Genomic DNA, 19782 nt, shown 5'->3' on the forward strand with positions numbered 1-19782 from the left:
AAGGCGACGGCGTTCAAAACGCCGCCGTCCGATCCTATAGAGCAATTCCAGCGAGAGCGCGAAGCGGATTTGCCGGACGTGCAAGGAGACAAACGAAGAGAGCGTTTCCGCAATCCGGAGACAAGCGGAAGCGCCCGGAGATCAGTTGCTGGCATCCAGCTTTTTGACGGCAGCATCGTAGAAGGAGCGGTCGATCCAGGTGTCATAGTTGACCTTGCCCTTCAAAAGCTCGGCATCGGCCATGAACACCTCCTCACCCTGAAGCGCACGCACGGCCTCCTCGGTCACCTGCGGATCCTGGAAGAACTTACCGTCCGGATAGGTCGCGCGCACGGCCTTGTCGCTGTTGCCGGTCTCCTTGACGAAGATCGCGATCGTCTCTTCCGGATTGGCGTCGGCCCAGCGCGCCACCGCGATATCGACGGCCAAAAGGCGCGTCACGATGTCGGGGTACTTGCGGGCGAAATCGCCGTTGACGCTGAGGAGATGCGGCACGGCCCATTCCGGGCTGCCGGAAACGCCGGCATCGAAGATCACCCGGGCTTCGCCTTCCTCGACCAGCTTCTGCACGGGACCGGTGCTCTCCACGAGGGCATCGACGTCACCACGCGACAGGGCCGGACCGGAGCTCTCGATGCCGAGATTGAGGCTCTCGACGTCGCCCAGCGAAAGGCCCACCGTCTTCAGCGCCTTGGCGAAAGTCGAATGGCGCACCGTGCCGGCGAGATAGGCGACCTTCTTGCCCTTGAGGTCCTCGATTTTCTGGATCGGCGAATCCGGCTTCACGACAATTTGCGTCTCGTTGGAGCGGTTCCAGCTCGACAGGCCGATCAGCTTCACGTCGGCGCCGGTGGCCGCAAGGCGCAGCGAGGGGTTGTTGCCGATATAGGTGAAGTCGATTGCGCCGGAGCCGAGGGCGACGGTCGCCGCCGAGCCACCGTCGAAGGTGGTCAGCTCAACCTTGATGCCGTCCTTGGCGAACTCGTCCTCCAAGAGCTTCTTGTTGCGGTAGAGGATGAACTTCAGGTGGCCAGGCGCCGTGGAGCCGATGCGGATGACGTCGGGCTTCGCCTCGTCGGCGGAGGCCGTCGCAAGACCAGCACCGGGCAGGATCGACAGCGCGAGCGCGATTTTCAGGAGTGTCCGGCGCAGCGGAAGGAGCGGAAACGATGTCATGGGCGGGTCCTTTCGAGATAGGTCATTGATTGAGAAAGCGATGCGATCGGGATCAGTTCGGGCCGCTTTCGCCGCTGCCGCGCCAGTGCGTCGCGCGCCGTTCACCAGCAACGAGCAGGTAGTTGAGCAGGAGGCCGATGATCGTCAGCGTCAGGATGCCCGCATACATGCGATCGGTTTCCAGCATCAGCGACGAATTCTGGATGAGGTAACCAATGCCGGACTGGGCGGCGAGCATCTCGGCCGCGATCACCGAGAAGAGCGAGGTCTTCACGCCGAGCCGGGCACCGGCGACGATCGAGGGAATGGCGGAAGGGAAGATCACCTTCTTGAAGAGGTCCCAGTCCGAGGTGCCCATGGAGCGCGCCGCCTTGACGAGCAGCGGATCGACGGACTTCACGCCGACGATCGTGTTGATCAGAAGAAAGAACACCGCAGCATAGAAGGTGATGGCGATCTTCGAGGCTTCGCCGATGCCGAGAACGAGGATGAAGACCGGCAGCAGCGCGAATTGCGAGGTGTTGCGCAGCGTCTGGACGAGAAAGTCGGAGGCTTTCTCGAACAGCGAATAGCGCCCCATCAGGAAGCCGAGCGGCACGGCGGTGACGACGGCCAGCGCAAAACCGATCGCCGCCCGTTGCAGGCTGATGCCGATGTGGTCGGCAAGCTGGCCGGAGACGATCATCTCCCAGAGCACCGCAAGCACCTGGCTCAGCGGCGGGAAGAACAGGGCATTGATCCAGCCGATACGCGGAGCGACCTCCCAGAGCAGCGCGAAGGCGACGAGTGCCGGCAGGCCGAGCGTGATGGTGGAGACGGTCTCGCCGAAAGCACTCGGCGCCTTGGAAGGGATACGCTTGCGGCGCAAGGAAAAGGCGGTGCGCAGTGGCAGGTTGCGGTCGACGATGAGGCTCATCGGATCCTCCCTCAATTGGCGTAGGTGGAAGCAAGGGTCCAGTCGCGCTGGGCCTTGCCGACTTCGTCGCGCAGGCTTTCCCAGACGCGGCCGCGATAGGCGTTGAAGGCTTCGCTGTTGCGGATATCGAGATCACGCGGGCGCGGCAGGTCGATTTCGACGATCTCCTTCACGCTCGCCGGCCGGGCGGTCATCACCACGACGCGGTCGGCAAGATAGATCGCTTCGTCGATGGAATGGGTGACGAAAACCACCGTCGTCTTGATCTGCTCCCAGATGCGAAGGAGCTCGCTCTGCAGGATATCGCGGGTCTGCGCATCGAGCGCGGCGAAGGGCTCGTCCATCAAGAGGACCTGCGGATCCGTCGAAAGCGCCCGGGCGATCGCCACGCGCTGCTGCATGCCGCCGGAAAGCTGCGAGGGGAAACGGTCCTCGAAGCCCTTGAGACCGAAGAGATGCAGGAAGTCCTTCGCCCGCTCGCGCCGCTCGGCTGCGGGAACGCCACGCACTTCCAGCGCATATTCGACATTCTGCAAGGCCGTGCGCCAGGGAAAGAGCGCATATTGCTGGAAGACATAGGCCGTGCGGGCATGGGGTTTGGTGACCTCGATGCCATCGATGCGGGCGACGCCCGAGGTCGCCTCGGTCAGCCCGGCGATCACGTCGAGCAGCACCGACTTGCCGCTGCCGGAGGGCCCGACGAGCGTGATGAACTCGCCGCTGTTGATGGTGAGGTCCACGCCATCCAGCACCGCGATACGACTGGACGTGACACCGTCGACGGTCACGGTCTGGCCGGGCTTCAGGTTGAACGACTTGCGCACAGCGCTGACGGCGATGCGTTCCATGGGTATCTCCTTTTCAGACCTGTGCCACGCGGATGTGGCGGGTCGGATCATTCCTTGTTCCCCCGGCGCGGCCGCGGTTCCAGCCGAGCGCGCGGGCATAGGCGCCGAAGAGGTCGCGCTCGAGGACGTCGGGCTCGGTGATGCCGGTCGGGCCATCCGCCTGCTCGGCGACGTAGAGCGCATCGGTCGGGCAGTAGATTTCGCAGAGGAAACAGGTCTGGCAGTCGTCCTGTCGGGCGATGACGGGAAGCCCCGTCTCGTCCCGATCGAAGACAAAGGCCGGACAGATGCGCTCGCAGATATCGCAGCGGATGCAGCGGTCGGCGGAGACGACTTCGATCATCCTCAGCCCTCCTGCGCCGTTTCGAGGGAAAGGGTCTCCCGCACCGCCGTCACGCGATCGAGGCCTGAGACGATGATGCGGCTTGCCTGCGCCTCGCTCTCGCCCGGAAAATCGCGCCGGCGGTGCACGCCGCGGCTTTCCGTGCGCAGCGCGGCCGCGGCAACCGTCCAGCGGGCGCTGGCGGTGACGGCCGCGACCTCGCGGGTCTGCAGGCGGTCAAGGCCCGCGGCAGGCGAGGCCCCGTTCAGCCGGGACCAGAGGTCCTCCAGCGTCCTGCCACTCGCTTCAAGCGTGGCAGCCGTGCGCCAGTAACTCTTGTCGAGCGGGGCGATCTCGTCGTGCACCGTGCGAGCGGCGGCGGCAAGATCGATGGCCTCCCCGGCCGGGCCGCGAAGGCCTGTCCTGCCGAGCGGGCGCAGGCGGTTTCCATCACGTCCCTGCCAACGGCGGGCGTGCCGGGCCGCGCCATGGCCGGCCCACCAGCCACTGGCGATCGCCCAGGAGGCATTGATTGCGCCGCCGCCCGAAATGCCGCCCGTCACGTTCTCGCGGCTCGCTGCGTCGCCGGCGGCATAGAGGCCGGAAATACCGGTGCCGCAATCGGAGGAGACGATACGGATGCCACCTGTGCCGCGCACCGTGCCCTCGTATTTGAGATCGACACGGAAGAGATCCTCGAACGGATTGACGCCCATGCGCTCATAGGGCTGGAAGCAGTTCGGCTGGCCGCGCCGCAGCCAATCCTGCATGGCGGGTTCGGCAAGGTCGAGCCGGGCGTAGACCGGACCGAATAGAAGCGCTTCTGCCACCAGCCGCTCGCCACCGCCGATGCCGTTCGTCACCGGCTCGCCGCGGGCGTCGCGCAGCACCTGACCGTCCGCGCCGTAGAAGGTGGCCCAGCGGAAAGGCAGGCCCTTGTTCAGCGACGTGCCATGCGGGGCGAGCGTGTATTTGCCGGTGAACTCCATGCCGGACAGCGATGCACCGGCCTCCGCGGCGAAGAGATAGCCGTCGCCGGTCAGCCCCGTACCGCCAAGGATGCGTTCGAAAAAGGCGCAACCGCCCGTGGCCAGTACCACGGCCCCCGCCCGGACCTGGAAACTTGCCCCGGTGCGGCGCGCAAGCCCTGCGGCGCCAGCGACATGATTGTCGTCACCAAGCAATTCGAGGACCGGGTGATGATCGAGGATCGTCACGCCGGCCTTTTGCACGCGCTGGCGCAGGAAGCGCATGTAATCCGGCCCGCGCAGATTGGCGATGTAGAGGCTGCCGTCCTCCTCGCTCGGGAACGGATAACCCCATTCCACCAGCTTCTGGAGGTTCTCGTAGGCCTGGTCGGCGGCGCGCAGCATCCAGCGGCGGTCGGCAAGGCCGACCGTGCGCTTGAAACGCTGCTCGACGGAGGCCGCCCGTCCTTCGCCCGGCGGCACGCACCAGGTCCCCGTGTTCGACGGCGCGGTGGCGCCACTTGTGCCATGGTAGCCCTTGTCGGCCAGGACGACGCGGGCGCCGGCCTCGGCCGCCGACAGCGCCGCCCAGCCGGCGGCCGGCCCGCCGCCGACGACGAGCACGTCCGTTTCGATGAGGCGCCCCTCCAGGGTGGGCTGTTCCTTGCGACGCGATGCCATGATGTTCCGGCCTGGTACGAGGAGAATGACGGCCGGTTCAGGCGGCGGTGGGAAACCAGGAGGGCTCGTTGCCGGCCGTCCACTTGATGTTGCAGCCGATGGAGGGAACCTGTGCCGCTGCTGCTGCACCCCCGATCAGCACAGCTTCCACGGCCGCGCGTAGATCCGCGCCGGTGACATCCTTGCCGTTGCCCGGGCGGGCGTCGTCGAACTGGCCGTGATAGGCCAGCCTGCGCTCGCGGTCGTAGAGGAAGAAGTCCGGCGTGCAGGCTGCGCCATAGGCTTTGGCGACGCCTTGCGTTTCATCCTTCAGGTAGGGGAAATCATAGCCATAGGTCTTCGCCTCGATGCCGAGCCGTTCGAGCGCTTCCTCCGGATGCGCCTCCGCGTCGTTGCTGTTGATCGCGACGATGGCAAGCCCCTGCCCGGCATGAGCGCGGGCGAACTGCGCCAGCGCCTCGCGGATCAGCACCACGAAGGGGCAGCGGTTCGAGATGAAAGCGACCAGCAGTGCCGGGCTATCCGCGAAATCCTTGAGGCTGAACGCGGCGCCATCGGCATCGGACAGAACAAAGTCCGGAGCGCGGGTCCCCAGCGTGATGGGATTGGATTCGGTCTTGGGCATGATATCCTCCTGGCAAGCCAACGAGACTATTAGAATATATAATCCATAGATTTTATAGGTAATGAATCACCGCGATTGCCAGTCACCGGAGATATTCTTCGCGCACCGTCGCGGCATCGTGAAATTTTTCACCTCACCGGAGGTCCGGCGATCCATCTGCCCGGAGTTCCAGTGGGTCGAAGGTTACGCCACTGGCTTCAAGAACGAGAATGCCTTAAAGCCCGCCTCGTTCCGCCCATTTTTTGTGCAACACGCTCCTTCTTTCAGCGACAGCATCGCCGTGTTTGCGGGCAGACCTCCGCAGGACGATGAATTTTCCGCAGATATCCGCGCTCGCTTCGATCTGGCACGTTTGATGCATTTCATCTGCTATCCGGCTGTCGAGCGCCCCAGGCGTCCGGCAACCTCGTAAAACCAGCGTCACGTGAGAGAACGAAATGACAAAGTACAAGCTCGAATACATCTGGCTCGACGGTTACAAGCCCAGCCCGAACCTGCGCGGCAAGACCCTCATCAAGGAATTCGACGCTTTCCCGACGCTGGAACAGCTTCCGCTCTGGGGTTTTGACGGTTCTTCCACGATGCAGGCCGAAGGCTCGAGCTCGGACTGCGTGCTGAAGCCGGTCGCCGTCTATCCTGATCCCGAGCGCAAGAACGGCGTTCTCGCCCTCTGCGAAGTCATGATGCCCGACGCCAAGACGCCGCATCCGTCGAACACGCGCGCCTCCATCCTCGACGACGACGGCGCCTGGTTCGGCTTCGAACAGGAATACTTCTTCTACCAGAACGGCCGGCCGCTCGGCTTCCCGGATGCCGGCTTCCCGGCTCCGCAGGGCCCGTACTATTGCGGTGTCGGCTACAGCAATGTCGGCGCCACCGCCCGCAAGATCGTCGAAGAGCATCTCGACATCTGCCTTGCCGCCGGCATCAACCATGAAGGCATCAACGCGGAAGTCGCCAAGGGCCAATGGGAATTCCAGGTCTTCGGCAAGGGCTCGCGCAAGGCTGCCGACGAGATCTGGCTTGCCCGCTACCTGCTGCAGCGCCTGACCGAAAAGTACGGCATCGACGTCGAATATCACTGCAAGCCGCTCGGCGACACCGACTGGAACGGCTCGGGCATGCACGCCAACTTCTCGACCGCCTACATGCGCGAAGTCGGCGGCAGGGACTATTTCGAAGCCCTCATGGGCGCTTTCGCAGAAGCCCGTGCCGACCACATCGCCGTCTACGGACCGGACAACCACATGCGCCTGACCGGCAAGCATGAAACGGCCTCGATCCACCAGTTCAGCCATGGCGTGGCAGACCGCGGCGCATCGATCCGCGTGCCGCACTCCTTCGTCAACAACGGCTACCGCGGCTATCTGGAAGACCGCCGCCCGAACTCCCAAGGCGACCCCTACCAGATCGCTTCGCAGATCCTGAAGACGATCTCCACCGTCCCGACCGACGTCGAGAACCGCGAAGCAGCCTGACCGGCGTTTCGAAACGAAAGATACAACGCCCCGTTTTACGGGGCGTTTTTTTGTCCGGCGCATGCCGATAAGCGGCGCTCATGTCTCCATCATACCTACTTATTTGCGCCGCAGCATGGCGCAACATAGGCTTTCCTCACAGCCCGCAATCAAGACGGGCGGCGCGACGGGCATTTGAATCTGTCTCCAGAGAGGAATTTCCATGTTCAGAAAACCCATGTTTCTGGCAGCGACGGCGCTTGCCTCCTGTTTGCTTCTCGGCGCGGCGAACGCCGCTGAACCGCTTTCCGTCATGAGCTTCGGCGGCGCCTACCAGGACGCCCAGCGCAAGGCCGTCTTCAGCGCCTATGCCGAGGAAACCGGCCGGGCCGTCTCCGAGCAGGAATACGGCGGCGAGATCGCCAAGATCAAGGCGATGATCGACAGCGGCAACACGACGATCGACGTGGTCGACGTCGATGCGCCGACGCTGCTGCAGGGCTGCGACGAGGGCATTTTCGAAACGATCGACTGGGAGAAGATCGGACCGAAATCGGAATGGCTGGCCGGCACGACATCGGATTGCGGCGTCGGCACGATCGTCTATGCCACGGTGCTCTCCTATGACGAGGCGAAGCTCGACAAGGCGCCGACGAAGCTTGCCGACCTCTTCGACCTTGCCGCCTTCCCCGGCAAACGGGGCCTGTGGAAGAACCCCGCGACCAATCTCGAATTTGCGCTGCTTGCCGATGGCGTGCCGCCGCAGGATGTCTATACGGTGCTCGCGACGCCGGAGGGCCTCGACCGCGCCTTCGCCAAGCTCGACACGATCAAGGACCAGATCGTCTGGTGGGAGGCTGGCGCGCAGGCCCCGCAACTGCTCGCCTCGGGCGAGGTGACCATGACGACGGCCTGGAACGGCCGCATCTTCAACGCCAACAAGGAAGGCCGCACGTTCGGCATCGTCTGGGACAACCAGATCCTCGATTCCAACTATTGGGTCATACCCAAGGGCGCGAAGGACATCGAAGGTTCGCTTGCCTTCATCCGCTTCGCCGTCGAGCCGAAGGTGCTGGCCGGCATCGCCAAATACATCCCCTACGGCCCCGTTCGCTCGACGGCGGCTGCCGAGGTGGCCGCGGAAGACGCAAAGAACCTGCCGACGAGCCCGGCCAACCTGACGACCTCGCTCACGCTCGACAACGCCTTCTGGGCCGACCACGGCGACGAGATCCGGAAGCGTTTCACCACCTGGCTTTCCAACTGAAGGACGGGCGGATGAACACGATGACGCTGGAAAGGAGGCGGCTCGGCGACGAGCCGTCGCCATCCCCTGCCGCCAATCCGATGGTCGCCTTCGAGCGAGTGCAGAAAACCTATGACGGGCGCACGCTGGTGGTGGAGGACCTGAACCTTGCGGTGCGGCGCGGCGAGTTCCTCACCATGCTCGGCCCGTCCGGCTCGGGCAAGACGACGACGCTGATGATGCTCGGCGGCTTCGAGCAACCGACGAACGGGCGCATCCTGCTGGAAGGACAGGCGGTGGAACGCCTTCCGCCCGAGCGGCGCGACATCGGCTTCGTCTTCCAGAACTATGCGCTCTTCCCGCATATGACGGTGGCCGACAATGTCGGTTTTCCGCTGCGCTACCGCGGCATCCGCGGGGCGGATGCGGCACGGCGGGTTGCGGAGGCGCTTGCCATGGTCAAGCTCAACGGGCTTGGCGAACGCCGCCCGGCGCAGCTTTCCGGCGGCCAGCAGCAGCGCGTGGCGCTCGCCCGCGCCATGGTGTTCAAGCCGAAGCTCATCCTGATGGACGAACCGCTCGGCGCGCTCGACAAGCAGTTGCGCGAGCACATGCAGATCGAGATCCGCAGGATCCAGCAGCAGCTCGGCATCACCATGGTCTATGTGACGCACGACCAGTCGGAAGCGCTGACCATGTCCGACCGGATCGCCGTCTTCAACGACGGCCGCATCCAGCAGCTTTCCGATCCGGTGACGCTCTACGACCGGCCGGAGAACCGCTTCGTCGCCGGCTTCATCGGCGACAACAACACGCTCCCCTGCGAATTCCTCGGCAGCGAGAACGGCCTCGCCTTCGTGCGGATGAAGGACGGAACGCGCCTTGCGGCGAGCGGGCCGGCGCATCCCGCGCAAAACGACCTCACCGTCTCGCTGCGCCCCGAACGGCTCACGCTTGATGGCGCGGGAAGCGCGAACGCGGAAAACCGCATCAAGGCCCGGGTGCTCGACAAGACCTTCCTCGGCGACCGGGTGCGCCTCACGCTTGAAGCTTTCGGCACCGAACGCCTCGTCGCCAGCCTGCCGGCGGCCGAAGGCGCGGCGGCGCTACCCGGAAGCGATGTCGGCATGGCCTTTTCCGCCGCCGATTGCAGATTGCTGGCGAGGTGAGCATGACACAGACCCTTTCCCTCACCTCCCCCGCTTCCGCCCCGAACCTGCGCGCCGCGCTCCGGCGGGCCGAACGACCGGGCCGGCTCGGAGCACTTGCGCTGGCCCTGCCGGCCCTCCTCTTCCTCATCGTCACCTTCGCCGCGCCGATCGGCCTCTTCCTCACCACCGCAGTGCGGAACACGGAAGTGCGCGATACCCTGCCGCAAACCGCCGTCGCCCTTGCCAACTGGGAGGGCAAAGCCGCGCCCGGCGAGGACGCCTTCAGGGCATTGCTGGCCGATCTCTCCCGCGCAAAGGAAGACAACACCGCTGCCGCGCTTGGAAAACGGCTGAACTACGAAAGCGCCGGCATGCGCAGCCGCATCATGTCCGTGGTGCGCCATCTCGGCAGTTTTCAGGACGGTGCCCTCGCCCCGCAATTTGCCGCGCTCGATCCCGTCTGGGCAAGCCCGAACCTCTGGGCAATCATCAAGCGCAATGCCGCGCCCGTGACGCCCTACTACCTGCTGACGGCGGTTGATCTCCAGAAGGATGCATCCGGCGCCGTCACCCGCGTCAAGGACGACCAGGCCGTCTTTCTTGGCATCCTCGGGCGCACCCTCTGGATCGCCGGCCTCGTGACGGCGGCGACGCTTCTTCTCGGTTTCCCGACGGCCTATGTCATTTCTCTGGCGCCCGCGCGCATTGCCGGCTTCATGCTGCTGATGGTGCTGCTGCCGCTCTGGACCTCGCTTCTGGTGCGCACCACCGCCTGGGTCGTGCTTTTGCAGACGGACGGCGTCATCAACCAGGCGCTCCTGGCGCTCGGCCTCACCACCGAAAAGCTGCAACTGATGCTGACGCGCTTCGGCACGGTGACGGCAATGACCCATATCCAGCTTCCCTTCACCATCCTGCCGATCCTCAGCGTCATGAAATCCATTCCCGCGGGACAGATGCGGGCGGCCCGTTCGCTCGGTGCCCCGCCGTTCTTCGCCTTCTGGCGGGTCTATGCGCCGCAGACACTTCCCGGCGTTGCCGCCGGCTGCCTGATGACCTTCATCCTGTCGCTCGGCTACTACATCACGCCCGCGCTGGTCGGCGGTCCGCGCGACCAGATGCTCTCGAACTTCATCGCCACCTATATCAACCGCGACCTGAACTGGGGCATGGCGGCGGCGCTGGCCGGCCTGCTTCTCGTCATGACGATCTCCATCTACCTCCTGTTCCTGCGCCTCGTCGGCGCGGAGCGCATCAAGCTTGGATAGAACCATGTGGCTTCCCGCTTACGCGACCCGCAGCGAACGGCTCTGCCGCCTCGCCGTCGTCCTCTTCGCCTTCGCCGTGCTCGCCTTCCTGATCGGGCCGCTCTTCGTCGTCTTCCCGCTCTCGGTCTCGAAGGATCCGTTCTTCACCTTCCCGATCCGGGAATATTCGTGGCGCTGGTATGCGGATTTCTTCCAGAACGCGCGCTGGATGCACAGCCTAGTCAACAGCCTCGCCGCCGCCACCCTCAGCACGCTGATCGCAACCGTCCTCGGCACGCTCGCCGCCCTCGGCATCAGCCGCCCCGGCTTCCCCGCGCGCAAGGCCGTGATGGCGCTGATGATCTCGCCGATGATCATGCCGGTCGTCATCGTCGCCGTCGGGGCCTACATGTTCTTCGGTTCGCTGGGGCTGACCAACACGCGCACCGGCCTCGTGCTGGCCCATGCGGCCCTCGCCATCCCCTTCGTGGTCGTCACCGTGCTCTCGGCGCTGTCGACCTACGACACCAATCTCAGCCGGGCGGGCGCGAGCCTCGGGGCCGGGCCGGTCAGCGTGTTCTTCGCCGTCACGTTGCCGCTCATCCTGCCCGGCATCGTTTCGGGCGCGCTGCTCGCCTTCGCGGTGTCCTTCGACGAGGTGATCGTCGCCCTGTTCCTCACCGGGGCCGACCAGCGCACCCTGCCGGTGCAGATGTTTTCCGGCATCCGCGACCAGATCAACCCGACGATCATGGCGGCGGCCAGCCTGCTGACCACCGTCTCCATCGCGCTCTTCGTGGTGTTGAGCCTGATCGGTCGGGCACGCCGCGCCTGATCAGCCGTCCCGGTTGCTTGCGAGGAATGCATCGGCGAAATGCGCCGCAAAGCTTTCGGCGACCGGCGAGCGCTTGCGATCCGAACTCAGATAGATGCCGACGACGACATCGGCGAGGCGCGGCAGGCCGAGCGCCTCGTCGAGCGTCGTCAGCTTGTTCGGCACGATACGGCGGGCAAGCACAGTGTTGCCGAAGCCGGAGCCGACGGCGGCCTCCAGCCCGGCAAGGCTGGGGCTGGTATAGACGAGATCGTAGCCGCGCCCGTCGCGCTGCAGCGCCGTCAGCATGGCGCGGCGATAGAGGCAGCCTTCCGGATAGCAGACGATGCGCAGGTTCGCGTTTCCATCCGTCACGACTGATGTCGGCGTATCGCCGACCCAGGCAAGCGGTTCCTTCCAGGTCATGAACGCGCCTTCCGCCGGCCCGTCCGGCGTCATCGCCACGACGAGATCGTAGAGCCCGTTGCGCAATCCCTGCAGCAGGACATGCGAAAGATCGCAGACCACCTCGAAGCGGAAATCGTGGCCGCTGCGGGCAAGACGCGGCATCAGCTTCGGCAGGAAATGGTCCGCATAGTCGTTGGGAATGCCGAGGCGGATCTTACCGTGCTGGTCCCGCCTGGAGAGCCGCAGCACCATCTCGTCGTTGAGCGTCAGCATCTGCCGGGCATAACTCGCCACGAGTTCGCCCGCCTCGGTCGGCTGGGCGCTAGCATCCTTGGCGAAGAGGGAAACGTCGAGAAGCTCCTGGAGCTTCTTCATCTGCAGGCTGATGGCCGGCTGGGTGCGGCCGAGTTGCTCGGCGGCGCGCGTATGGCTGCGCAGGTCGATGACCGCGAGGAAGGTGCGAAGAAGATCGGTCGGAATGTTTCTCACGGGATCGGCACCGCTCCAAAAGGAAACGGGCCGATCGGGCGGCCCGTTCCAAGTTGCCCGCGGACGGGTCAGGCGGGGAGGATATTATGCTCCGGACCGAAGGGAAAGCCCGTGATGTTCTCGCTGCGGGTCTCGGTCATCACGAGGATATCGTGCTCGCGGTAGCCGCCGGCGCCCGGCATGCCCTCCGGAATGGTCAGCATCGGCTCCATGGAGACGACCATACCCGGCTGCAGCACCGTGTTGATGTCCTCGCGCAGTTCCACGCCCGCCTCGCGGCCGTAATAGTGCGAGAGCACGCCGAAGGAATGACCGTAGCCGAACGAGCGGTAGCCGAGCAGGCCGTGCTCTCGGTAGATCTCGTTGAGTTCCGTCGCGACGTCGCCGCAACGCGCGCCGGGCTTCAGGAGTTCGAGGCCGCGACGATGGACGGCGCAATTGATCTCCCAGATGCGCAGGTGCTCGTCGCTGGCATGGTCGAGGAACAGCGTGCGCTCCAGCGCGGTATAGTAGCCCGCGATCATCGGGAAGCAGTTGAGCGAGAGGATGTCGCCTTTCTCCACCCGGCGCGTGGTCACCGGATTGTGCGCCCCGTCCGTGTTGACGCCCGACTGGAACCAGACCCAGGTGTCCATCAGCTCGGCATGGGGAAAACGGTTCGCGATATGGCGGACCATGGCCTGTGTTCCCGCCAGCGCCACCTCGTATTCCGGCACGCTTTCGCGAACGGCGTTTGCCACCGCCGCCCCGCCGATATCGGCCGTCGCGGCACCCTCCTTGATGAGCACGATCTCCTCGGCCGACTTGATCGTCCGCAGCCACATGGTCGGCGCGCCGATATCGACGAATTCGACATGCGGAAACGCCTCCTCCAGCAGCCGGCGCAGGTCGAGATTGACCTGGTCGAACTCGATGCCGATGCGCGAGACCTTCGGCAGCAGCGTCTGCAGGGCATGGAAGAAATTGTCACGCTGCCAGTCGGTATAGGTGATGTTGTCGCCGAAGGTGCGCCGCCAGGGCTGGCCCGCATCGATGCCCGCGGAAACCGACGTCGCCTTTTCCGGCGTGATGACGAAAGCATAACGACGGCCGAAGGAGCAGTAGAGGAAATCGGAGAAATAGCAGATGTTGTGGTAGGAGGTGAGGATCGCCGCATCGAGCTTCAGCTCCTCCAGGATGCGCCGCATGGCATTCTGCCGCCGCTCCATCTCGCCCGCCGAAAATGTCGGCCGCACCTTCTCGCCATTGTGCATCTCCTGCAGCCGCAGCAGCTGGTTCGGCATCCCTCGCGCAAACATGTTCATTCGAAAAACTCCCTTGACCGCGGCCAATCGCGCCGGTTGACGGGATTCAAGGTAGAAATCTTCGCTGTCGCTGGAAAATTAGAAGTTCCAATGGAGCCATAAGGGGCAACGCAGCGATCTAAAAAGAAAGGGCGACACCAATGGTACCGCCCCTTTTCTTCCTTAAAGGATACCGCTCAGGCCGCCCTTGCAGCCGTCACAAAGGCCTTGATCTTGTCGAGGTCCTTGCGGAAGCCACCTTCGGGCAGCGGCTTGTTGGTGTGGGTCAGCGAATCCACGGCCCAGGGTTTGACGGCGGCGATGGCGGCCGCGACATTGTCCGGTCCGAGCCCCCCGGCAAGAATGACCGGCAGCTTGCTGCGCTCGACGATCGCGCGGCTCAGCGACCAGTCATGGGTGACGCCCGCCGCACCGATGCCGCCGATATGGGCGGCGACGGAATCCAGGATGAAGCTGTCGCAATAGGGCTCGAAGGCAGCAGCATGATCAAGCGCTTCCGGCCCGGTCATCGGGATGGCCTGCAGGATGCCGAGGTCCGGATAGAGCGGCAGCAGGGTTTCGCGGAGCTGGCGCACATGATCCGGCGTCACAAGCGTGATGTCGCCGCACAGATGCAGCACGTCCGGCCGGACGGCGGCGACCATGTCGGCGATGGCGCCAAGATCGCTCTCCACCGACAGCGCGACGCGCGACGCCCGGCCCTTCAGCGCATCGGCGATCTCGCGCGCCGTCGCGAAGCTGATTTCGCCCGGCAGGCCGCGATTGGAGGGGGTCAGGCCGAGATAGTCGACGCCCGCCTCTGCCGCGGCGATCGCCTCGGAAACGGTCTGCATGGTGTAGATCTGAATTTTCACGGCATTCCCTGTCTTGGAACTAGATGGACTTGGGAAGGATGGCGTTGACCATCCGCTCCTCGGTGAGCTGGGCCCGCTCGGCATTGCGCGCGACGAGGGCGGAATAGAGCGCGTCGATCAGCGCCATCTGGGCGATCTGTGCGGCCATCGGCTCGCTGCCCTGCTCGTGCGAGACGCTGACGAGGACGACATCGGCAAGCCGTGCCAGCGGCGAGGCGCTGTTGCCGGTGATACAGAGCGTTTTTGCCCCGCGCGACTTCGCTTCCTGAAGCACGAGCACCGGATCGCTGGTGATGCCGGAATAGGAGATGACGACGACGAGGTCTTCCGGCCCGGTCAGCGCCGAATGCATGATCTGCAACTGGGAATCGACGGGTGCATCGCACCGGAGACCGAGCCGGATGCAGCGCTGATAGAAAGCCTGCGCGACGATGCCCGATCCGCCGACGCCGCCGACAAGGATATGGCGCGCGCCGGCGATGAGATCGAGCGCGCCGGCAAAGGTCGCCTCGGAAAGCACGCCCTGCGTATCGTTGATCGCCTGCGCCACGGCGCGGAACAAGCGGCCGGCAGCCTGAAGGTCGCTCGCATGGGGCTCGCTGGCGTTCGTGTCCTGGTTCTGGCGCGGCTCCTGGGCCAAGGCCAGCTTGAGATCGGTGAAGCCCTCGAAGCCGGCGGTACGACACATGCGCAGCACGGTCGTGTCGCTGACGTCCACCGCCTGGGCGATGGCCGACATGGAATTGCGGATGGTCGCCTCGACATTGTCGAGCACCCAGAGCGCAACGCGACGCTCGGAGTCCGACAGTTTCGGCAGCACGCTGCGCAGCCGGCTGCTCGCGGGATTGGACGGACCACGCAGGTCAACGGTCATGGCGGCTCTTTCGCGGTCTGACACGGTCGATAGCGGTGACGCTAGCATGGGCATGTTGTGGTGTCACTATGGACAGCTAGTTTTTGTTGTGGCATCACTTCATATGGCGGCGGAGGGCGCTGCCCCATCGTTTCGGGAGGATATCGTGAAGCTGAAACGTCTTCTCATTGCCGGCGCCGCGCTTGCGCTCACCGCACTTCCGGCCGCGGCCGGCGAGCTTTCCTTCTGGCATGCCTATGCCGGGCAGCAGGACAAGATCGATTTCATCACCTTCGCGCTCGACGAATTCGCCAAGAAACATCCCGACATCACGCTGGATGTCGTCGCGGCCGAGCAATCGGCCTACAAGACGAAGCTCAACACCGCCATGGCGTCCGGCAACCCGCCGGACGTCTTCTACACCCTGCCCGGCGGCTTCCTGAACGCCTTCGTCAAGGGCGGCCAGATGTATGCGCTCGATGCCGATCTTGCCAAGGACGGCTGGCGCGACAGCTTCCTGGAAAGCGCCATCGCCCAGACCAGCAAGGACGGCAAGACCTATGCCGTGCCCGTCGACGTCGATTCCGTCGTCTTCTGGTACGACAAGGCGCTGTTCGCCGAAAAGGGCTGGACCGTTCCGAAGACCTATGACGAGCTGATGGCGCTCGCCGAGAAGGTCAAGGAAGAGGGCCTCGTGCCCTTCTCGCTCGGCAACAAGGATTCCTGGCCGGCCACCTTCTGGTTCCAGTACATGGAAATGCGCCTGAAGGGCTCCGGTGTCGTCGCGTCCTTCGTCAATGGCGACGCCGTTGCGACGCTCGGCGCGGAGGGCGAGAAGGCCTTCCAGACGGTCGCCGAGATCGCCAAGAAGGAGTATTTCCCGATCGGCTTCAACGGCATGAGCGACCAGGAAGCAAACATGCTCTTCCTCAACGGCCAGGCCGCCATGCTGCTCAACGGCACCTGGCAGATCGGCGCATCGGCCGATGCCCCCGAGGGTTTCGAGCTTGGCTACTTCGCCTTCCCGAGCGTTTCCGGCGGCGCGGGAGACCAGACGGACGTGCTGGCTGGCGTTGCCGCCTCCTTCGGCATTTCGGAGAAGACGGACAACAAGGCCGACGCGGTCACGCTGTTGAAGTTCCTCTCCTCGCCCGAGGTGATGACCAAGTATGTCGAGCTGCGCAAGACGATGGTGACCGTCAAGGGCGCCACCACCGAGGCCGCTGCCGGCCCCGTGCTCTACGGCATCAGCAACGACCTGATGAACGCCGCCGGCCATCTCGATTCCTTCTACGATACGGCCATGCCGCCGGCTGCGACGAACATCTACTACACGACGCTGCAGGGCGTGCTCGACGGTTCCGTTGCGCCCGCCGACGGTGCCAAGCGCCTCGAAGACGCGCTGAAGGCGAACAAGTAGGAAAACAGCCCGCCGGCGCTTCAACGTCGGCGGGCCGATACCTCCAGGAAACCGGCGGGATGATGCGCGCTGACATCGGCTTTGCGAAGAGACACAATCGGGCGGCGCTGGTCTTCCTGGCGCCGGCTCTCGTCTTCGTCTTCGCCTTCGTCGCCTATCCCGTCGTCTATGCCGGCTGGTTGTCGATGTTCCAGTGGGACGGCGCCTCCCCGCCGCTCTTCGTCGGCGCCGGCAATGTCCTCAGGCTTGCCGCCGACCCGATCTTCTGGGCCTCGCTCGGCCGTAACCTGCTCGTCGCGCTCTCGGCTATCGTCTTCCAGGTCTTTCTGGCGCTGGTCATCGCCTATTGCCTGGTGCGCATCGTGCCGGCCTTCAGCCGCATCTTCCTGTTCTTCTATCTCGTGCCCGTCATGGTCAGCGAGATCTGCATCGGCCTGCTCTGGCGCTTCATGTACAATCCCTATTTCGGGCTGGTGAACGCGGCGTTGAAAGTGGTGGGCCTCGACAGCCTGAAGCGCGGCTGGCTCGGCGAATCCGACACCGCCTTCCTCGCCGTCGTCGTGGTCATGAGCTTCACCTATCTCGGGCTCTATGTGCTGCTCTTCACCGCGGCCGTGCGTTCCGTGCCGGAAAGCGTCTACGAGGCGGCGGAGATCGACGGCGCGGGCCATCGGCGCAAGTTCGTCTCGATCACCATCCCGATGGTCTGGGATGCCGTGCGCGCCAACTCGCTGCTCGCCATCATCGGCTCGCTCAAAACCTTCTCTCTGGTGTTCGTGCTCACCAATGGCGGGCCGAGCCACGCCAGCGAGGTCGTTTCCACCTATCTCTACAAGATGGGCTTCGGCAGCTTCGAGATGGGCTATGCCGCAACCATAGGCTTCGCCCAGATGGTGCTGACGGCCCTCGCCGCCTGGATCATCTTCCGCTACATGAAGCGCAAGGGGGACGCATGACGACGGTCGTCCACCGCTGGAACCGCACGAACAGCGTCGTGCTCGCGCTCCTCACCCTGCATGTGCTGATGGTGATCTTCCCCTTCATCTGGATGATCTACAGCACCTTCAAGACGAACAAGGAATTCATGCGCTCCGTCTGGTCCTTCCCGACCAGCCTCAATTTCGACGCCTATATCGGGGCGTGGAGCGGCGGGGCGCTCGGCGGCTACGCCGTCAATTCGCTGATCGTCATGGCCGGCGCGACACTGATCACCGTCCTCGTCTCAACGCTCGCGGGCTACGCGCTCGCCATCTACCGGCCCCGCTGGATGCCGGCGGTGGAACTGTCCCTCACCGCCGCCATGGCGATCCCCGCCTATGTGGCGCTGGTGCCGCTCGTCGTGATGCTGCGCGGAGCCGGCCTGCTGGACACCCATCTCGGCGTCATCCTGCCGACGGCGGCCTTCAACGTGCCCGTATCGATCTTCATCATGCAGGCCTTCTTCAACACGCTGCCGCGCGAACTCTTCGACGCCGGCCGCGTCGACGGCGCTTCCGAATGGCAGATCTTTCGCAAGGTCGCCCTGCCCATCGCAAGGCCGGCCATGTTCACCGTCGCCATCGTCAACATGATCTGGGTGTGGAACGACTTCCTCTTCCCCGTCGTCTTCATCAACAATCCGGCGCGCAAGACCCTGCCCGTCGGTCTTACCGATTTCGTCGGCGAGCACATCACCAACTATCCGGTGATGCTGGCGGCGATCCTGATCGCGGCCATCGCCCCGCTCATCCTCTTTGTCTATTTCGAACGCCAGATCACGGCCGCCCTCATCGGCGGCGCCGTGAAGGAGTAACACAATGTCTGCCAAGGATTACCAGTTCGCCAGCCGCGCCGTCTTCTACGAGCCGGAGGAACACTCCCAGTCGATCAGCTACCCGATCTACATGTCGGCGAACTTCCAGTATGCCGGCGACATCTACGACCAGATCGTGGCCGGCGCGCGCAAGGAAGTGAACATCTATTCGCGCTGCGGCAATCCGACAGAGTACAAGTTCGAAGAGCATATCGCGCAGCTCACAGGCGGCACCGGCTGCCTTGCCACGGCATCCGGCATGGCAGCGATCTCGCATGCGCTCTTCGGCATCCTGAAGGCCGGCGATCATATCGTCGCCGACCTCACCACCTATTCCTCGACACATGAATTCTTCGACCACCGCGCCCAGGATTTCGGCCTGAAGGTCAGCCTCGTCGATTGCACGGATGTTCGTGCCGTCGAGAACGCCTTCACCGCCGAAACCAAGGTCCTCTATGTCGAGGCCATCGCCAACCCGACGATGAAGGTGCCGCCGCTCAGAAAGCTGGTCGAGATCGCCCATGCCCGCGGCATCGTCGTCATCTGCGACAACACCTTCGCCTCCCCCGCCGTCTGCCGCCCGCATGAATTCGGCGTCGACGTCGTCGTCGAAAGCGCCACCAAGTTCATCGGCGGCCACAACGATGCCGTCGGCGGCGTCATCACGCTGAAATCGGACATCCTGCCCGCCGACTGGCTGGAGGATGTGCGCTGGAACACGCTGAACAAGCTCGGCGCGCCGCTCTCTCCCTTCAACGCCTGGCTGCTTCTGCGCGGCGCCCAGACCCTGTCGCTGCGCCTCGAAAAGCAATGCGCCAACGCGCTGGCGCTGGCAAAGCACCTGGAGGCTCATCCGCGCGTCAAGCGTGTCTTCTATCCCGGCCTGCCCTCGCATCCGAACTACGCTGCAGCCAGTGAGCAGTTGCAGGGCGGCGGTGCGATGCTCTCCTTCCAGGTGGCCGACGAAGCCTCCGGCGCACGCCTCCTCAAGCGGCTGAAACTGTGCTCCTTCGCAGCCAGCCTCGGCGGCCTTCGCACCACCACGCAGGTTCCCGCCACCATGGCCTTCCTCGACATTCCAAGCCAGGAACGCGAGGCGATGGGCGTGGTCGACGGCCTGGTGCGCTTCTCGGTCGGCATCGAACATATCGACGACATCATCGCCGATGTGGATCAGGCGATCGCATTGATGCACGTCGATCTCTGAGGCC

Annotated in this window: 20 protein-coding genes; 10 read left to right on the top strand and 10 right to left on the bottom strand. The window is 64.5% G+C overall.

The genetic code is table 11. The features are described from left to right. Positions 1 to 141 precede the first annotated feature (141 nt). From EXZ48_RS22345 to EXZ48_RS22370, 6 genes are read right to left on the bottom strand one after another with little or no spacing between them, the layout of a single operon-like run. A complete protein-coding gene (locus EXZ48_RS22345; RefSeq protein WP_130518366.1) occupies positions 142 to 1176 on the bottom strand; it encodes an aliphatic sulfonate ABC transporter substrate-binding protein in 1035 nt (344 codons plus the stop codon). A gap of 52 nt (positions 1177 to 1228) precedes the next feature. Beyond that, a complete protein-coding gene (locus EXZ48_RS22350; RefSeq protein ID WP_023516981.1) occupies positions 1229 to 2092 on the bottom strand; it encodes an ABC transporter permease in 864 nt (287 codons plus the stop codon). An 11-nt stretch (positions 2093 to 2103) separates the two neighbouring features. Continuing rightward, on the bottom strand, positions 2104 to 2940 hold the full coding sequence (locus tag EXZ48_RS22355; RefSeq protein ID WP_023516982.1) for an ABC transporter ATP-binding protein: 837 nt from the start codon (positions 2938 to 2940) through the stop codon (positions 2104 to 2106). A gap of 13 nt (positions 2941 to 2953) precedes the next feature. Next, positions 2954 to 3283, bottom strand: a complete 330-nt coding sequence (locus EXZ48_RS22360) for a ferredoxin family protein (protein ID WP_023516983.1) — start codon at positions 3281 to 3283, stop codon at positions 2954 to 2956. A 2-nt stretch (positions 3284 to 3285) separates the two neighbouring features. Beyond that, positions 3286 to 4911, bottom strand: coding sequence for an FAD-dependent oxidoreductase (locus tag EXZ48_RS22365; protein ID WP_130518368.1), 1626 nt, complete (start codon positions 4909 to 4911; stop codon positions 3286 to 3288). 37 nt (positions 4912 to 4948) lie between these two features. Continuing rightward, on the bottom strand, positions 4949 to 5536 hold the full coding sequence (locus EXZ48_RS22370) for a thioredoxin family protein (protein WP_130518370.1): 588 nt from the start codon (positions 5534 to 5536) through the stop codon (positions 4949 to 4951). A gap of 61 nt (positions 5537 to 5597) precedes the next feature. Here EXZ48_RS22370 and EXZ48_RS22375 point away from each other — a divergent pair, with 61 nt between their 5' ends. From EXZ48_RS22375 to EXZ48_RS22400, 6 genes are all read left to right on the top strand, one after another. Next, positions 5598 to 5948, top strand: coding sequence for a hypothetical protein (locus EXZ48_RS22375; protein WP_130518372.1), 351 nt, complete (start codon positions 5598 to 5600; stop codon positions 5946 to 5948). 25 nt (positions 5949 to 5973) lie between these two features. Then, complete coding sequence (locus EXZ48_RS22380) at positions 5974 to 7014, top strand: glutamine synthetase beta-grasp domain-containing protein (protein ID WP_023516650.1); 1041 nt, start codon at positions 5974 to 5976, stop codon at positions 7012 to 7014. Between the two features lie 202 nt (positions 7015 to 7216). Then, positions 7217 to 8260, top strand: a complete 1044-nt coding sequence (locus tag EXZ48_RS22385; protein ID WP_130518374.1) for an ABC transporter substrate-binding protein — start codon at positions 7217 to 7219, stop codon at positions 8258 to 8260. An 11-nt stretch (positions 8261 to 8271) separates the two neighbouring features. Continuing rightward, positions 8272 to 9408: an ABC transporter ATP-binding protein gene (locus EXZ48_RS22390; RefSeq protein WP_130518376.1), complete on the top strand. Its 1137-nt coding sequence runs from the start codon at positions 8272 to 8274 to the stop codon at positions 9406 to 9408. Between the two features lie 2 nt (positions 9409 to 9410). Beyond that, entirely contained in the window at positions 9411 to 10658 is a 1248-nt protein-coding gene (locus tag EXZ48_RS22395; RefSeq protein ID WP_130518379.1) for an ABC transporter permease, read from the top strand. Between the two features lie 4 nt (positions 10659 to 10662). Beyond that, positions 10663 to 11472, top strand: coding sequence for an ABC transporter permease (locus EXZ48_RS22400; protein WP_130518381.1), 810 nt, complete (start codon positions 10663 to 10665; stop codon positions 11470 to 11472). Here EXZ48_RS22400 and EXZ48_RS22405 read toward each other — a convergent pair whose 3' ends face one another. From EXZ48_RS22405 to EXZ48_RS22420, 4 genes are all read right to left on the bottom strand, one after another. Continuing rightward, positions 11473 to 12348 carry a LysR family transcriptional regulator gene (locus EXZ48_RS22405; RefSeq protein WP_130518383.1) on the bottom strand — a complete coding sequence of 292 codons (876 nt, stop codon included), beginning with the start codon at positions 12346 to 12348 and terminating at the stop codon, positions 11473 to 11475. A gap of 68 nt (positions 12349 to 12416) precedes the next feature. Next, positions 12417 to 13631, bottom strand: coding sequence for a M24 family metallopeptidase (locus EXZ48_RS22410; RefSeq protein ID WP_130518420.1), 1215 nt, complete (start codon positions 13629 to 13631; stop codon positions 12417 to 12419). A 197-nt stretch (positions 13632 to 13828) separates the two neighbouring features. After that, positions 13829 to 14506: a phosphoribosylanthranilate isomerase gene (locus EXZ48_RS22415; RefSeq protein ID WP_024270273.1), complete on the bottom strand. Its 678-nt coding sequence runs from the start codon at positions 14504 to 14506 to the stop codon at positions 13829 to 13831. 19 nt (positions 14507 to 14525) lie between these two features. Further along, entirely contained in the window at positions 14526 to 15380 is an 855-nt protein-coding gene (locus EXZ48_RS22420; RefSeq protein WP_130518385.1) for a MurR/RpiR family transcriptional regulator, read from the bottom strand. A gap of 145 nt (positions 15381 to 15525) precedes the next feature. Here EXZ48_RS22420 and EXZ48_RS22425 point away from each other — a divergent pair, with 145 nt between their 5' ends. The 4 genes from EXZ48_RS22425 to EXZ48_RS22440 are packed head-to-tail and all read left to right on the top strand — an operon-like array spanning position 15526 to position 19778. Beyond that, the gene (locus EXZ48_RS22425; RefSeq protein WP_245462297.1) at positions 15526 to 16779 is read left to right on the top strand and encodes an ABC transporter substrate-binding protein; all 1254 of its coding nucleotides are present in this window, start codon (positions 15526 to 15528) and stop codon (positions 16777 to 16779) included. 59 nt (positions 16780 to 16838) lie between these two features. Continuing rightward, positions 16839 to 17735 (top strand): carbohydrate ABC transporter permease, encoded by an 897-nt coding sequence (locus tag EXZ48_RS22430; protein ID WP_229557930.1) that lies wholly within the window; start codon positions 16839 to 16841, stop codon positions 17733 to 17735. Beyond that, positions 17732 to 18571: a carbohydrate ABC transporter permease gene (locus EXZ48_RS22435; RefSeq protein WP_023516924.1), complete on the top strand. Its 840-nt coding sequence runs from the start codon at positions 17732 to 17734 to the stop codon at positions 18569 to 18571. The genes EXZ48_RS22430 and EXZ48_RS22435 overlap by 4 nt, the downstream gene beginning before the upstream one ends. Before the next feature lie 4 nt (positions 18572 to 18575). Beyond that, positions 18576 to 19778, top strand: a complete 1203-nt coding sequence (locus tag EXZ48_RS22440; protein ID WP_023516925.1) for a PLP-dependent aspartate aminotransferase family protein — start codon at positions 18576 to 18578, stop codon at positions 19776 to 19778. Positions 19779 to 19782: the final 4 nt, after the last annotated feature.

Origin of the sequence: Shinella sp. JR1-6, from assembly GCF_004284735.1 — a bacterium.
Taxonomy (GTDB): domain Bacteria; phylum Pseudomonadota; class Alphaproteobacteria; order Rhizobiales; family Rhizobiaceae; genus Shinella.

Bases quoted from the DNA above. Each gene is read 5' to 3' on its own strand.
- EXZ48_RS22400 (WP_130518381.1), top strand. From the start codon at position 10,663: ATGTGGCTTCCCGCTTACGCGACCCGCAGCGAACGGCTCTGCCGCCTC.
- EXZ48_RS22360 (WP_023516983.1), bottom strand. From the start codon at position 3,283: ATGATCGAAGTCGTCTCCGCCGACCGCTGCATCCGCTGCGATATCTGC.
- EXZ48_RS22390 (WP_130518376.1), top strand. From the start codon at position 8,272: ATGAACACGATGACGCTGGAAAGGAGGCGGCTCGGCGACGAGCCGTCG.
- EXZ48_RS22440 (WP_023516925.1), top strand. From the start codon at position 18,576: ATGTCTGCCAAGGATTACCAGTTCGCCAGCCGCGCCGTCTTCTACGAG.
- EXZ48_RS22430 (WP_229557930.1), top strand. From the start codon at position 16,839: ATGATGCGCGCTGACATCGGCTTTGCGAAGAGACACAATCGGGCGGCG.
- EXZ48_RS22420 (WP_130518385.1), bottom strand. From the start codon at position 15,380: ATGACCGTTGACCTGCGTGGTCCGTCCAATCCCGCGAGCAGCCGGCTG.
- EXZ48_RS22435 (WP_023516924.1), top strand. From the start codon at position 17,732: ATGACGACGGTCGTCCACCGCTGGAACCGCACGAACAGCGTCGTGCTC.
- EXZ48_RS22375 (WP_130518372.1), top strand. From the start codon at position 5,598: ATGAATCACCGCGATTGCCAGTCACCGGAGATATTCTTCGCGCACCGT.
- EXZ48_RS22370 (WP_130518370.1), bottom strand. From the start codon at position 5,536: ATGCCCAAGACCGAATCCAATCCCATCACGCTGGGGACCCGCGCTCCG.
- EXZ48_RS22355 (WP_023516982.1), bottom strand. From the start codon at position 2,940: ATGGAACGCATCGCCGTCAGCGCTGTGCGCAAGTCGTTCAACCTGAAG.
- EXZ48_RS22380 (WP_023516650.1), top strand. From the start codon at position 5,974: ATGACAAAGTACAAGCTCGAATACATCTGGCTCGACGGTTACAAGCCC.
- EXZ48_RS22365 (WP_130518368.1), bottom strand. From the start codon at position 4,911: ATGGCATCGCGTCGCAAGGAACAGCCCACCCTGGAGGGGCGCCTCATC.
- EXZ48_RS22345 (WP_130518366.1), bottom strand. From the start codon at position 1,176: ATGACATCGTTTCCGCTCCTTCCGCTGCGCCGGACACTCCTGAAAATC.
- EXZ48_RS22385 (WP_130518374.1), top strand. From the start codon at position 7,217: ATGTTCAGAAAACCCATGTTTCTGGCAGCGACGGCGCTTGCCTCCTGT.
- EXZ48_RS22395 (WP_130518379.1), top strand. From the start codon at position 9,411: ATGACACAGACCCTTTCCCTCACCTCCCCCGCTTCCGCCCCGAACCTG.
- EXZ48_RS22410 (WP_130518420.1), bottom strand. From the start codon at position 13,631: ATGCCGAACCAGCTGCTGCGGCTGCAGGAGATGCACAATGGCGAGAAG.
- EXZ48_RS22350 (WP_023516981.1), bottom strand. From the start codon at position 2,092: ATGAGCCTCATCGTCGACCGCAACCTGCCACTGCGCACCGCCTTTTCC.